General features: G+C 32.5%; 11 protein-coding genes, 1 tRNA gene and 3 pseudogenes. 6 read left to right on the top strand and 9 right to left on the bottom strand.

The features are described from left to right. Positions 1 to 900 precede the first annotated feature (900 nt). The 4 genes and pseudogenes from IGK01_RS10890 to IGK01_RS10905 all read right to left on the bottom strand — a co-directional run bounded on the left by IGK01_RS10890 (position 901) and on the right by IGK01_RS10905 (position 4,387). Positions 901 to 1,884, bottom strand: a complete 984-nt coding sequence (locus tag IGK01_RS10890; protein WP_194179493.1) for an Abi family protein — start codon at positions 1,882 to 1,884, stop codon at positions 901 to 903. Positions 1,885 to 2,019: 135 nt separating this feature from the next. Further along, on the bottom strand, positions 2,020 to 3,180 hold the full coding sequence (locus IGK01_RS10895; protein WP_194179494.1) for an AAA family ATPase: 1,161 nt from the start codon (positions 3,178 to 3,180) through the stop codon (positions 2,020 to 2,022). Next, positions 3,181 to 3,978 carry a DUF6414 family protein gene (locus IGK01_RS10900; protein WP_194179495.1) on the bottom strand — a complete coding sequence of 266 codons (798 nt, stop codon included), beginning with the start codon at positions 3,976 to 3,978 and terminating at the stop codon, positions 3,181 to 3,183. 164 nt (positions 3,979 to 4,142) lie between these two features. Beyond that, positions 4,143 to 4,387: pseudogene (locus tag IGK01_RS10905) on the bottom strand (helix-turn-helix domain-containing protein). 104 nt (positions 4,388 to 4,491) lie between these two features. Here IGK01_RS10905 and IGK01_RS10910 point away from each other — a divergent pair. The 4 genes and pseudogenes from IGK01_RS10910 (at position 4,492) to IGK01_RS10925 (ending at position 8,143) form a co-directional block, all read left to right on the top strand. Beyond that, a pseudogene (locus IGK01_RS10910) lies at positions 4,492 to 5,267 on the top strand (hypothetical protein). A 172-nt stretch (positions 5,268 to 5,439) separates the two neighbouring features. Continuing rightward, a pseudogene (locus IGK01_RS10915) lies at positions 5,440 to 5,721 on the top strand (tyrosine-type recombinase/integrase); the annotation flags it as partial. A 707-nt stretch (positions 5,722 to 6,428) separates the two neighbouring features. Further along, positions 6,429 to 6,803 carry a hypothetical protein gene (locus IGK01_RS10920; RefSeq protein ID WP_041684275.1) on the top strand — a complete coding sequence of 125 codons (375 nt, stop codon included), beginning with the start codon at positions 6,429 to 6,431 and terminating at the stop codon, positions 6,801 to 6,803. A gap of 47 nt (positions 6,804 to 6,850) precedes the next feature. Beyond that, the gene (locus tag IGK01_RS10925; RefSeq protein ID WP_023520187.1) at positions 6,851 to 8,143 is read left to right on the top strand and encodes a D-serine ammonia-lyase; all 1,293 of its coding nucleotides are present in this window, start codon (positions 6,851 to 6,853) and stop codon (positions 8,141 to 8,143) included. 125 nt (positions 8,144 to 8,268) lie between these two features. Here IGK01_RS10925 and IGK01_RS10930 read toward each other — a convergent pair whose 3' ends face one another. The 3 genes from IGK01_RS10930 to IGK01_RS10940 all read right to left on the bottom strand — a co-directional run bounded on the left by IGK01_RS10930 (position 8,269) and on the right by IGK01_RS10940 (position 10,590). Further along, a complete protein-coding gene (locus IGK01_RS10930; protein ID WP_023520188.1) occupies positions 8,269 to 8,601 on the bottom strand; it encodes a hypothetical protein in 333 nt (110 codons plus the stop codon). Between the two features lie 1,258 nt (positions 8,602 to 9,859). Next, the gene (locus tag IGK01_RS10935; RefSeq protein WP_023520189.1) at positions 9,860 to 10,006 is read right to left on the bottom strand and encodes a hypothetical protein; all 147 of its coding nucleotides are present in this window, start codon (positions 10,004 to 10,006) and stop codon (positions 9,860 to 9,862) included. A gap of 506 nt (positions 10,007 to 10,512) precedes the next feature. Continuing rightward, positions 10,513 to 10,590 (bottom strand) — tRNA-Asn (locus IGK01_RS10940). A gap of 1,181 nt (positions 10,591 to 11,771) precedes the next feature. Between IGK01_RS10940 and IGK01_RS10945 the strand changes: the two genes are divergently transcribed. Next, positions 11,772 to 12,416 (top strand): lytic polysaccharide monooxygenase, encoded by a 645-nt coding sequence (locus IGK01_RS10945; RefSeq protein WP_438840755.1) that lies wholly within the window; start codon positions 11,772 to 11,774, stop codon positions 12,414 to 12,416. A gap of 496 nt (positions 12,417 to 12,912) precedes the next feature. After that, on the top strand, positions 12,913 to 13,437 hold the full coding sequence (locus IGK01_RS10950; protein ID WP_438840756.1) for a toll/interleukin-1 receptor domain-containing protein: 525 nt from the start codon (positions 12,913 to 12,915) through the stop codon (positions 13,435 to 13,437). Here IGK01_RS10950 and IGK01_RS10955 read toward each other — a convergent pair. Further along, complete coding sequence (locus IGK01_RS10955; protein ID WP_023520192.1) at positions 13,426 to 13,662, bottom strand: hypothetical protein; 237 nt, start codon at positions 13,660 to 13,662, stop codon at positions 13,426 to 13,428. The two genes, IGK01_RS10950 and IGK01_RS10955, sit on opposite strands and share 12 nt — an antisense overlap. Before the next feature lie 55 nt (positions 13,663 to 13,717). Continuing rightward, positions 13,718 to 14,611 carry a peptidoglycan recognition protein family protein gene (locus tag IGK01_RS10960; protein ID WP_438840757.1) on the bottom strand — a complete coding sequence of 298 codons (894 nt, stop codon included), beginning with the start codon at positions 14,609 to 14,611 and terminating at the stop codon, positions 13,718 to 13,720. Between the last annotated feature and the right edge of the window lie 130 nt (positions 14,612 to 14,741).

The raw sequence follows: 14,741 nt of genomic DNA on the forward strand, positions 1-14,741 counted from the left end.
ACAGTGTATATTATCAGGTAATATCATCGAGAACGTAGCCAATATCGTAGCCAAAACAGCAGGTAGAGAAGTTATTTGAGGATTCAAGTTATTCTGCTTCGACCATGAAGTTGAGTTAATTAAAGATAATTGAAGATAGTTGGTATTTCAACAATTTTTGAATAGAGCTAATCAATTTATCGATGATAATTCATCTTGATTGGTTTTCTAATCGTATTCAAGTTGCGCGGCGTGCTTTTGGTAAGAAATTATAAGATCCGGTTAAATAAAAATAGCACCGAATCAATATTTTCTTATTCATGGAGTTTTGCAGAACTATATAAAGTTATACGCTGCTATTACCTCAAATCATTACCACAACTTGGCAAGTTGGCTGATTGAAGAATAGCAATCACTTTTTCATTAAACCCTTAACCCTCTATCGTCCGGCGGCTAAAACGTTGATATAACGGGATTTATATTCTATATTCCGGTAAATCGTCCGGTAAAGATGAAAAAATTTTATTAAAACTAGTTAACGTCAGTGGCTATCAGGTAATATCTAGTAGCTGTCCCTCGCCCCTCAGAACCAATTATGCCTGCTTTCTTCAGACTAGATAATAGTTCAGATGTGTAGCTTTTTTGCAAGTCTAGTGCATCTTGAATTTCTTGGCGGCTAGCAAGTTTCCCATCACTAAGATATAGGATAAACGAAATCACCAATCCCAATCCATAGTATCCAGCTTATACTCAATACAACACTACTAAATTAAAAATGTAACTATATCAAAAGAGCGTAGGATATCCAATATCCTACGCCCTTAAGTGTAGTCCTATTGTCTTTTCAGACATCAAACCTACACCGCTATTTGTATTAAAATATTAACATGTATCATTCTGTTTGTAAAGCAAAAGATGTGGCTATATATACTCTTTAATCGCTTTAATTTTATTAAATACATCAGTCCCAACTATTGTATTAAAAACAGACGTAGGAACGCTCTTTTGGAGTTCTCTTACTAGTCCCTCATAATCCCTAACTATGGCTTTAATCTCAACTTTTGTCATACCTATAGATTTCATATAAAACACAGACAGTGCTAGATATTCTGTAATCGTATTAAACGTACAATTAGTTGTACCCATTTGACTTTCAATATGTGAACGAATCCATGTAGGAATTTTAGAATTTTTAAAACGGCAATCGAATATAATATGATTGTGAGCTAATGCATTCCTCAACTCTTTTATTATCCAGACATGTCTTGAGAGCAGCTCGCCATTTGTATCATTAGGATCTAAAATTCCTAAGCTTTGTAGAATTTTCTTACGATCCCTTATATTTAGACATTGAAAAAAGGAGCCTAATGTTCCCAACGAAATAACTTCAAATACTGCCCATAAAGGGATTGGCTTATCTTTGTGAACAAAATTCTGAATTACAGGATTATCATTTCCATATTCAAATAAAATCGTAGTATGCATTTTCTTCCTTAATTCTAATCTTTTTTTCACTAAAAAATTGTAGTTTCGATCACTCGGATTCACAGTTTTATAAAAGTTTAGTTTTTTATCAAAAATAACTTCATAAGAACACTCATCTCCCGAAACTAAAGCATCGATAATATAATTTTTTATTGCCGTTTCAAGTTTCATAATAGGCGAATAAAATAAACTCTTCAAAGCCATATCAAAATTGTAAATGGCTGTAATTTCTTTAAATTTAGTAATAGGTAACTTATTATTCACATTTCGTGCAAAACGATATCCTTTATATCCATGATAGTAACCCATCATTAATAGATCTTTTTTATCTCTACTTCCACCTATATCAATATTATGGCCCACTTTTGTATCTCTAATGTGTCTCATCAGGCTATCAGTACTTTTTCCTTTTTCAGGCATTTAACAACTTCCTTTATTAGTTAATATTTTCAATATACAAAATTTCAAGCATCAAAAAAACTTTCATAATAGTTATAAGCAAAATTATATAGTATTTTGTAAGATCAATTGATAATTTCGTCTAATTTCTTCTCATTAATGCATTGAATTAGAAGCTAAATCATTAAGCAATTCATTAGTTAATACATCAAATACATCCTGTTCAATTGATGATTTTAATTCTCTCATATTAATAAATTTTTCCACGTTATCAAAATACCAGTTAAGTATCCCCATCTGATTAATTCTTGCTTGTTCAGTTTCATTTAAAGACTCAACGATGCTATCGTATTTTTTCTGAATTATTTTACGTTTCGATATAATATCAAGATCAAAAAATTGAATCGATTTTTCTATTCTAGAAGCCATGGCCACTCCCAACTTGCTCTTCATTTCACTTATACTTTCAAAATTCGATGTTAGTATAAAAATTGTATTAGATAAATCTACAGAATAATTCAAGTCTCTAAATACCCCTTCATCAAAAACTTCATAAAAAGCATTATAAAAATTTGGATGAACTTTATCAAACTCATCAATTAAAACTACATTACTTTCGCGAGAAAGCAAATCTCTCGCAAAAGAATCTTTACTATGCTTATCACCAAAAATATAGTTGTTAGCTTCTTCGGTCTGCATCATAGAAAATTGGATTCTTAATAGCTCACCTCCGAAAAAGTGGCTAATAGATTTAGCGAGCTCAGTCTTCCCAACACCAGATGGTCCGAAAAAATGTATAACTATAGGTTTATTTGTATTTTTTTTTGATAATTGATATAAACTAGATAAAACTGAAAATTTAGCATGATTTTGTCCAATTACTTCTTTTTCCATAACTTGATTAATAGCATCAATCTGATCAATAGAAAAGTCTTTATACTTTGAATATTCATATTCAAAGATATCTTCTGAATATGATGCAATTAACGACTCTATAACTCTTTTGGGAGGATTTTGCAAAATTATATTTTCAATCTCATGAGCTAAAGATATAATGTGTGAAAAATTAGAAATCACATGCTCCAATACAGAGGAAAAATCATTTTGCATTATTATCGAATACTCCACATACTCTTTTTCATCAGTATAAAATTTAATACTTTTATCTATATACCCTTTATTTGAAGCTCTTATTGTTTCATTATATTGACTTATTAATTCAGGAAATAAGATAGCATCATCTAAAGAAATCCCCTTACTGTCTAGAAAAGCACGATAATCTTTACTTGATCCATAAAAAATCGTTATTTTTTCCATTTATATAACCCCCGCTAGAAATACATCAAACATTTCCAGTTCTATACCTGATTCTGTGATATTTCCCGACTTTTTATCTTTCTCCCCATCCTTGATATTGTCTAGTTTAAAAAACTTAGGCTGTTCTTCTTTATCAGGTTCTAACTTTATTTCCTCATTAAAATTCAACTGATTTAATGATGCTTTCCCCACTTGAACACCATAGATTAACAAATCCATTCTAGTTAGGTCAATACTTCTATAATTATTCCTAAGAGCTTCTATATTGAATCTAAATATAACTTTTCGCTCTTCTTTTACTCCTAAAAATTCAAAATAACCTTTAGCCATTTTTATTGTCTCATTAAATTTTTCTATATTTAACTCTATTTCATCGGAGGTGTCTATCAGAGTCCGTCCATTCATCATATTTGTATAAGCTGAAATTTTGAGAAGCTCAGTTAATGAGCCTTTAGGTTCAGACAAAGTAAAACCAGAAAAATTTTCTATCTGACTATTCTCAGCATTGCAAACTGTTAAAAAATCCGACAATAAAGTATTTTGGATAATCGTTTTTGCCATCTTATCAGTATTATAAGAAGTTGACACATTAATTTTTCCAGAAACGTTGGCAGAAAGACCCGCGATAGCGGTCAATAAGGATGCGAACGGATTTAATTTAATATCTGCGCCACCAGAAGCTCCAATTCCTTTTTGTGTTTGACTTAACAGTTCCGTAGTTTTAACAAGACTACCCTCTTGCACAATTTGCATATAATCTGTTACTGATCCTTCATCGAAGTAAACAATTTTTTTCATATTTATTCCTCCGTAATCAAACATTAATGTATTATTTTATATCTAAAAGTTGCCACATAAGAGTATACCCTAACGTTACATATATCACTCATTATTATACCAGTATTTCTTCGTGACACATAAGGGTGTAACATAATAAATTTAAACGAAATGACTACAAGTAGTCATTGAAGCAAATCCTCATAAGACACCTGTAGAACATCCCTAATAGCTCTCAATTTATCTAACTTAATATGTTGGCGGCCGCCTTCGACCTTAACCAATGTTTCCCTAGTTATAGCGATTTTCTTGAGCTGTAGGTCTCTAATCAGCTCGGTTTGACCAATTCCTTTTTCTAATCGGATTCGTCTAATATTGCTACCGATTACATTTTCTTTATCATTATTTTTTCCTCTTTCAAGAATAGCACACCTTTTGGACTAAAATTAGTCCTTTTTCTTATTAATATTAAAGATTTGGTATGCTACAACGAGACTAGTATTAGTCCACATACAGTTTTAAGGAGGAATTTTTTTGAAGAAATTTGCAATCATTCTAACCTGCGCTTTACTCATCGGAACTATAAGCGGGTGTACCACTTCTGACACAAGTTCTACAAGTACAGAAACTAGTACAACAACCTCAGAAAAGAATTACCCAATACATTTTTTTTCCGGTTCCAGATGGATTTGAAGCTTATTATCATGATAAAAAACTAGATGTCTCTTTATCAGAAACTGAATCTACTGAAAAGATTTTGCCAATTGAAATTGAAAGAAATCAAGACGATATAAAACTAAAAGCTGATCTTCCCTTACTAAACAGCACACAAATTGATAGAGATGAAAATATCAAAGTTAATATTGAAAAAGGAGCGTTAGCGCAACTTTATACTAAAAAAGTTGAACAATTTTTTGAGGCTGGTGCCAATAAAGACTTTTCAAAAATAAGCGACTATTCGGATAACTTTTTTAATGAAACCCAAGATGAAATCACGAACTCAACTTTTATGGCTGAAGATATGTACAATATGACGTTAAAAAAAAATAAAAGCTTACGACCATCCATTAAATCTGACACTAAATAATGGATTACTCTCTTTTGTATTAGCAGGTTACGTTGACTATGAGTATTCACCAGATTATTTGGAGACACCTCTTCAACACGAGAACAATGATATTAATCTTAGATTCGTCTAAGAGTCAAAAAATAAAACATGGTTAGTTGATCAATTAAGCACTATAAACACTAGCTTCCATGAATTACCTAATCCTGAAAGTGAAGTTGATATGGTCATTAAAATCTTCTGAAAAAGAAGCGTTGAAAGAATGAGCTCTTCTTCAACGCTTCTTTTATTGATTCAATTTGCAATAATATTTGAACGAGTAATCTGATTTCTAAGCAGTTGTAAAACTCCTTGTGGCGGATAATAGAATGATTATAACGATTCTATATTGATATAATATATATTAACAAAAATAGTTTTTATTCGCTACAAACTAAGACAAGATCCACTATACTCAAGTAGTAACCGATTGGTTAAATTGGATTTACAAAAAGACACCGATGGATCCTCAAATTACTCCACGTGAATTTAGGCATACCCATTGTAGCTTATTGTCTGAAAGTGGTGCTTCGATAAAAGAAGTACAAGAACGATTAGGTCACAAAGATATTAAAACTACCATGAATATCTATGCTCATGTCACACCACAATCTATTAAGAAAACAGGTGACCGATTTGCAAAATTTATGGGCGAATAATTCCAAACGTAGCCAAAAACGTAGTCAACTATTAAAATGCAAATAAAAAAATGCTCGAAACGCTTTAATATCAACGTTTCGAGCAATGAAATAGTTGTTACCCCACAGACCCTTCCATCTCATAACTAAATATATATAGGTAATGTCAATTGATTTCAATTTAATAAAAGTCCCTATTTAACAGTAGTTTTTATGCCAAAACAGAAAATACGTTCCCCTTGATTTACTTACTTTTATATTTTTTTGTGGCAAATTTGTGGCAAAAATAATGTTATTGATATCATTTTAAGTCACTATGACTACATGCCTTTGCCGTAGTCAAGAAACATTGGTGGCTGTTTTAGTCCACAAAAAACACCCGCTCGAAAAGAGCGGGTTGTGAAAAAGCAATGTTGTTAGGTGATACAATAAGATTACTATCATTTTAATTATTATTCAACTGTTTTGGTTTTCAGTGGTTGTATCTATTTTTTAAAAGACAATCACTCTGAAAAGTAGCTATCTCATTGAAAACTAAGACCTTCGAGATAAGTAAATTGTCTTAAGCTATAACAATTCTAGTGACTCTCAAATGAAGCTTTCCAATCATACAGACCTCTTTATCTTTTAATTCCTTACGAAAATGTAATGAATAAATCGGACAAAAAAATGGTTAGAAAAAAATTTTTTATAGATAATTAAATGTATCAAAATTAGGAGGTATTTATATGCCAATACTCAAATCTGCTAATCCTTTAAAAGCAATCTCTTTATTAGTAATCGGTGCTCTTGGCACAGCTATATCGGTATTGCACATCACTTGTATCTATATCTTTCATATGGGTGTTGCAGATCCGAACATCCCTCTGTTTGGATCTTTTGAAAAATTTGCTTCTGCTACTTCATCTATCCTTCACATTTCTTCCGACAATCTTTATTTATCATCTCTCTCGTTATTTATCATTTTTTCAATTATTGGATTATTTTTCAATATCTTCACTAATAATAATAAATTGATTTCCATTTGGATTTTAGGAATAAATTTACTTTTTTCTCTCCCTACACTCTTTTATTTCTTCGTTGCATGGGGGATGAATCAGTAATTCTTCCATTGTTAGCACAAATTAAGAAATAGAAAGAGGGTTCCAAAATGACTAATAAAACAGATCGTTTATTAAGAGCATTGCAATCATATCAAGAAGTGTGCTGGATAAATCCAAATTTTGGAGAAAGAAAAACTTCATGTTTTACCCTAAATGATGTGATAGACGCTTCTAAACGGCTACAAAGGTTTGCTCCATACATTGCTAAAGTTTTTCCTGAGACTAAAGCTACTGGTGGTATCATCGAGTCAGAATTAGTTGAGATTCCTAACATGTTGGATAAAATAAAAGAAAAAGAACATTTCGAAACAAACAGTAAACTATATTTTAAATGTGACAATAATCTCCCTGTATCTGGTTCAATTAAAGCCAGAGGTGGAATCTATGAAGTTTTGACGTTTGCTGAAAAAGTTGCGCTGGATTCTGGAAAACTAACAATTGATAGTAATTATGCTATTCTAGCAAATGATGAATTCAAAAATATTTTTTCTAATTATTCAATCGCTGTGGGTTCTACAGGGAATTTAGGTCTTAGTGTCGGAATCATGGGAGCAAAGTTAGGGTTTCAGACGACTGTCCACATGTCTAATGAAGCAAAAAGCTGGAAAAAGCGTTTGTTGAGAGAAATAGGCGTTGTTGTCAAAGAGTACGAAGGTGATTTTAGCAAAGCTGTAGCTTTAGGGCGAGCAGAAACAGTAAACAAATTCCACAGTTATTTCATCGATGATGAAGCTTCAAAAGATTTATTTCTAGGATACTCTGTAGCTGCACTGAGACTACAAACTCAATTAAAAGAAAAAAATATTGAAGTATCTGAAGATCATCCTCTATATGTCCATCTTCCTTGTGGTGTAGGTGGTAGTCCAGGTGGAATTGCCTTTGGATTGTCCTGCATTTTTGGTGATGCTGTAAAAATATTTTTTGTAGAACCTACTCACGCTCCGTCAATGTTACTTGGCCTGTACACAGGATTACACGACAAAATTTCAGTGCAAGATATTGCAATCGATGGTAAGACAGCTGCTGATGGATTAGCCGTCGGGCGCCCCTCACATTTAGTCGGCAAGATCATAGAACCGATTTTATATGCTACTTCTACTGTTCAAGATGAAAGATTATATCAATATCTAACATTGCTTGCGGATAGTGAAAACATCTATGTGGAACCTTCATCCGCCGCTGGGATTGCATCATTTGTGAATATAAATCGAGCATTCGCATTGAAAAAAACTTGGATAAAGTCTGGCACACACATAATTTGGGGAACGGGTGGTAATATGGTTCCAGAAGAAGAAATGGCTCAATATTACAAAAAAGGATTGTCTTTACTTAATTTCTAATTATGTAACAATAACAGCAAGTTCAAGTCATTAATCTCGCTAAAAGAACATCGATAACAAAAATACTCAGTTATCGATGTTCTTTTTTTTGGCAATGCTGGGTTACTAGATCATCGCAGGCTAATCTAGCTTACATTTGCTAGATTATTATGATTTGATTCTTTGTTCGTAATATTTGGTTTTTTTCTATTTTGAGAATTGCTTTCATTTTTTGGTTTTACTTTTTGGCTCTTCTTTTCTTTACTATCACTTGACTGTTTATTCTCCTGTTCATTTCTCTTGTTATTAGATTTTTCTTTTTTCTTAGTACCATTTGTGTCACTACTTTGTTTTTTTCTTGGGATCTGTTGTGATTGCTTTGGCGAATGGCTCTTTGGCTTTTCTGACACTTTAGGACCACACGCTGCAAAACTAACTGTCGCTAAAATTCCTAAACATGCTAATAAAAATTTCTTCATATTGACCACTCCTATTATTTTTTTTTGGTACACTTAGAGTGTATAAAAAAGAATAAATTAAACGATGCCTATTTGCTTAAACCATTAATAAGAAACGCTTACATTACTGTCACATTACTTTTTAAACATCCATAGATATGTTTAAATAATTAAGAATATTTCTATTTAGCACTTTGCAGAAGTAAACAAATTCATCTCTTTACAAAATATGAACTTTTTATGAAATTTTTTTGTTTTAAATAGTTTCGCTAAATTTAGTTTTTTTGCTATCCGAAATGATTCATTAGCTCTAAACTTTTATAAAGAAAATTAGGAGGTTATTGTATTGAACGCTAATCGATTAAATACTTCGTCTACACCGATCATCTTATTTTTTATCAGCGGATTAGGTACACTGTTTTCTTTTTTCAATCTAGCTGATTTTCTAGTTTTTAATGTAGGAATATTGAAACCGTCAATGCCAATACATGTTTATAACTTTTATCATATCTTATCAGTATATGCTGCTAAACTTTTATTTTTTTCAGCCAATCAAATATATTTGGTTCTAATTGTTCTTACAATCACGCTTCCAGTTGTTATGCTCTTAATAAATATTAAACAAAATAACTTGAAATCAGATTCAATATTTTTACTCCTATTAAATCTAATTTTTTCACTTCCAATCATTTATCTACTATTTTTTCTTTAAATGAATGGTCAATTTCCGTTGACAACTATGAGTGAGAAAGCTAATCCAAAATATACGTATAGTCAAATGGACATTATATATTCTGTAAAACTAACTATATTATTATAGTAAAAAGACCCACTCCGCAGAGTAGGCAATTAAAAAAAACGTATGGTTAGAATTGTATAATTCCTTTGTTGTCTAAATTACGTATGTTATAATTAGTAAAGAGAGTATCGATATGCACGCTATAGACTTCCCCAAAAGTTCTAGCTATCGATACTCTCTTTTCATAATCACGCCTACAGCTAGTTTAAGGTTAACCTAATGATAATGCAAGCGTTTTGCTAGATTATGAAACATAAAAAAGACCCACTCCGAAAAGTGGGCAAATGATAATATCCTAATCAATGGTTTCAAGGACACTTTTAGATTACTATGATTTTATTTATTTTTCAAGTCATGTGGTTTTTTTGTCGCTTGTTCTCTTATAATGGTTAGGTGCCGATTGAAGATTTGAGCGAGTTACTACAATCGATTAAAAAACAAAAATTCCCTGTCTAACTAAGGACACGACTTCTAGTGTTTTTATTTTTTTGTTCTTTGCTTACTACGCTGATTACTTTTCTTCACTGCTTTTGCAGCAACAACGCTTGATAACAAACCGTCACCCATTACTTTATCTGTAGCTTTTTTTGCAACTTTATATTTCACTGCCGATTTTAGAATACTCAATAGCACGCACCTCCTCTTATACATTCAAATAATATGATAGATTTAAGAATTTTATATGAAATTTGAGATAATTTAACCATAAGTTGTAAAATATTGTTATATTATTATTTGAAGTGATTTTTATTTTCTTGATTTTTATTCTATACTTTTTAAGTTTCACGATGTTTATAACCGGTTGGATAATTCATCAGAAAAAACTTGATGTTGATCAATCGAATTGGAGCATATTTATGATATGTTGTATCCTATTTTCGCTATTAGTACTAGGCGTTGCAATCATGGGTACTTGGATAATGCCTGCTCTTCCTTATATTTAACACTCTTCACACATTGACAATGACTATTCGGAAGTATTGTTTTTATTTATTGTTCAAGTCATGTGCTTTGGAATTTATAACAGATCTGCTCGTTCTATATAATGCGATAAATAAAGATTGAGGATCTGGACGAATTGCTACAATTGATAAAAAAACTCAGCCAAGAATGGTTGACTGAGTTTTTTACTATGTACCCTGTAGGACTCGAACCTACGACCGGACGGTTAATAACTCGCCATATGCTCTGCCTAACTGAGCTAAGGGTACAAATTATTGTCAAAAGGGTCGTCAGAACTATTATCTGGTAGATAGTTTATTTATTATGGTAACAATCTTCTTGTCACTATGACTTAAATATATATAATCGTAAATATAAATAATGAAATAGTTATAGCTAAATTGTATCGAACAATTTTTGTTATTGTCAATGTTACAGATTATTCCTTAATTTAAATTTACAAACACTTACACATTCTTCATTCTTATTACATCTCAATAGTAGTAAGAACCAAACGCGAGTTCATGTAGATATAATAAAAAAACACCCGCTCATATAAGAGCGGGCAGCCTCAGGATAAAGAATCTTCTGAATGTGGATACTTAAACTTTACTATCATTTTAATTTAGATTCAAATAATATGTTCGTTTATGTACCCCGCTCCAAAGAGAGGGATGTAAAAAAAGCAATGTTGTTAGGATGATACAATAAGATTACTATTGTTTAATCTATTATTCAACTGATATAATCATTTTGCTGTCTAAAATACGTATAATATAATTATTAAAAAGAGTATCGATATGCACGCTATAGACTTCCCCAAAAGTTTTTAGCTATTGATACTCTCTTTTATAATGGCGCCTACGGATATTTTAAGGCTAACCTAAATTTATTGCAAGCGTTTTGTTTTTATGTTTTTTCAGATTTTCCCATAAAAAAAGACCCACTCCGGAGAGTGGGCTTGGAAAAATAAATCATAAGTATCTAGGACAACTTTAGACTACTATAACTCTATCCGTTGTTCAAGCCGTGTGCTTGAGGCGGTTAGATAAACACTTGTTCTTTTATTATTAGCTAGGCTATGGTAGAAAATCCAGGTGAGTTGATATAGTTAATTGAAGAACTTAAAACATGATATTTCCTAACGATTCTCTCCCAAATATAAAATACTATACTTAATCATATCGTAATCTACATAAAAATCATCATATATCTTAAAATTAGTGAGTGTTCTGACTTATAGCTAACCATTTGGTTAATTAAAATCTCCCTCTTCTCAAAGGTGAGTGAGAGGGTGCGCAATAAAATTTTGCCATATCTTTTAAATTATACACCGAAATAGCAGTTATTGAAAATTGATTATTTCGTATGATTAAGAATAAATCGGTTCGACATCAAAATGAACAAACATTATAATGTAAGCGTACCCAAATATTAAGGAGGTTTTTATATGTTTTCAAAGAAATCTGTTTTTGTTGCCGCTTGTCTCAGTCTCGTTTGTTCAGTTGTATTTTTTGCCTTCCCTAAAGAATCACATGCTCATGGATACGTAAGTACACCAATTAGTCGAGGATATCAAGGTCAATTGCATAATAGAGAATGGGGGTGGACCGCAGCTCATCGAGTTTATGGTAATGTCATTTCAAATCCTCAGTCTCTAGAATATCGGAAAGGCTTCCCTGAAGCTGGACCTAGGGATGGAAGAATTGCTTCGGCGGAAGGAGGTTTAGGTCAGATAAATGATTTTGTTTTAGACGAGCAAGGCGCAGATCGTTGGACAAAACAGCCAGTAAAAACTGGTAACTTAGATTTAACATGGACATATACGGCGCTTCATAGTACAACAAAGTGGCACTATTATATTACAAAACCGGGGTGGAATCCTGATGCACCACTTAACCGAGCAGCATTTGAAAAAATTGCTGAAGTATCTCATGATGGATCATTACCAGTTAGAGGCGAAACTCATAACATTACAATTCCAGAAGACCGAATTGGTTATCACATCATCTTGGCTGTTTGGGATATTGCGGATACCCAAAACGCTTTTTATAATGTGATTGATGCAAATATTACACCAGGGTTAGGCATCTAATTTATTCGTCCAAATTAATCCAAGCGATTCTCATTTGAAGAACAATTATAACAAAAGACCCTCTTACTCGAATCTGAGTAAGAAGGTTTTTATTATTCTTTACAAATCGATACAGTTATTTGTAAGTATTAGAGAAATTTTGTTTTTTTCTGATACAATAATTTATAGACATGATTAAAATGATTGAGAGGTATCCAAATGTCAGTAAATACTTATCAGCAAAAAGAAAAATCTCTCTTAAACGACATAGCTCGTTTGGAAAGAAATTTGGCAAACGAGCGAAAAAAAGATTGTTTCAAACCAATCAATTATTGCTCGTTCTAAAAATGCTTCAACCATTCGAACTAAGCAACGTACAATTGAAATAGAGACTAGAAAGCTTGTTCAAATTAAAAAGAAAATTGCAGACCTCTCTTCAAAGTTAGCAAGAAAGAGAAAAGAATTAGGTGATAATCAAATTAAACTTACCAAAGTAACACAGACAGAAAATGGTAAATTGCAAAAAAAATTACAAAACTCTTACGAAGAACAACTCAAAACAATGCGGCAATTACAGCAAGAAGAGATTAAAGTCATTCATTCGGATGTCTTAAATGACCCTTCTCTTTCTGATAAAGAGTATGATGTTTTTATCTCTTATGCTTCCGAAGATTCAAATTATGTTGATAAATTGGAATCAGCCTTTAATGATGCTGGATTTTCAATATGGCAAGATAGAAGAAGTATTGGCTGGGGAAACTCAATAAGACAATCGATTGATAATGGATTAATTAAATCAAAATTTGGCCTAGTTGTCATTTCTTCAGACTACATCCAAAAATATTGGACTAACTACGAATTAGATGGAATCTTAAGCAAAGAAAGTTCTACGGGTCGTCAAATGATTTTACCGCTATGGCATAACGTTACTAAAGATGAGGTTGATTCAAAAAGCCCTTCCCTTTCTAATAGATTAGCTTTAGATACCAGACTTAACACTATAAGCGATATTATTGAATCATTTAAAAATTTAATCGAATAAACCTAACTTATATAGCAAATCAACTAATCTGTAAAAATCATAAGAGCCTTTGCTATTCACTCCAACGTAGGGAAGCGGGTTAAGTCCTTTTTTTTCTGCAGCTTTTACCGACTCTAACGACCACGCCGGCTCATTACTAAGCAGAAGTTTCATTAATAAATTTTGATTAAACTCTAACCGTTTGATTTTATTTTCCAGCATATCTATTTTTAATCTCTCGTCCAAAATAAATCATCTCCATCTCTTTATGTATTTTGCCCTACTCTCGTAGGGCAATTTTTTATCGCTTAGGAATCGTCAAAACATACTCAGGGAATCGAATGTCGACTGTTTGTCCATTGATCGTATTTCCAATCGGATCGTTTGTTCGTCGTAACATCGGAAAGACTCTTTTCCCTGCAAATTTTCGGATATCTAGTGTGCCATCCAAGCCAAATCGCAGGCCACTAGGTAATCCATATGCTGCATTCACATCATCTCTGATAATACCGGCTGATTTACAACGTCCAATTTCGACATTCGGATTGTCGGCATCCATCCAAAAGACGTATCCCTGATTTAAATACGCTGCACCATTTTGCGGAACCAACCATCCAGCAATCCGGAATGTACCTAGTCGTAACTCGTTGAACACTTCTAACTTACCTACATAGTTCCCACTCGTTTTTGGTGGGCTCACTAAAATAATTTGATCATGCGTTAAGTTATTCCCAGATCGTAATCGTTCACGAACCGTATTCATATTGATACCTGGACAGATATTCGAGGCATGGCCGCTGAATTCGTTATGCCCTAGTACATCGTTGACGGATAAACCAAAACGTTGCATAGCCGCCTTTGCTCGTTCTTCAAATGCTTTTTCTTGTTCAGCTGTAAATGAACTATTCCCAACAAGGCAAATATGGTAAGTTGGTGTATTATGTCCGCCCACACCATTTGTAACATCATTATCGAAGTAACACCATTGAACGGTACCATCGCGTAAAATGATTTCATGATACCCGCCTGTCCCCCAGCCTAATGTGCCATTCCAATGATTCTGAAATGTCCAAACATCTCCAGTAGGTGTTGCAGAATGGTGACGAGCAATTTTAGTTACTTGAGAAACATTTCTTTTGGCATTGGTTGGTCCTAAAATTCTTGAATCGCCTCTTAAATCTTGGATTTGTGTCATAAATCAATTCCTCCTAATTTTTCGTATAAAAAAACAGCCCTTGGGCTGTACAAACTGTAGATAAATTATAGTTTCTTATTAATTCTAATAGTGAAATAAAAAATACAATCCATCAGTTCACTTCCCATAA

Origin of the sequence: Enterococcus sp. AZ080 (assembly GCF_051714945.1) — a bacterium.
Taxonomy (GTDB): Bacteria; Bacillota; Bacilli; order Lactobacillales; family Enterococcaceae; genus Enterococcus_B; species Enterococcus_B pernyi.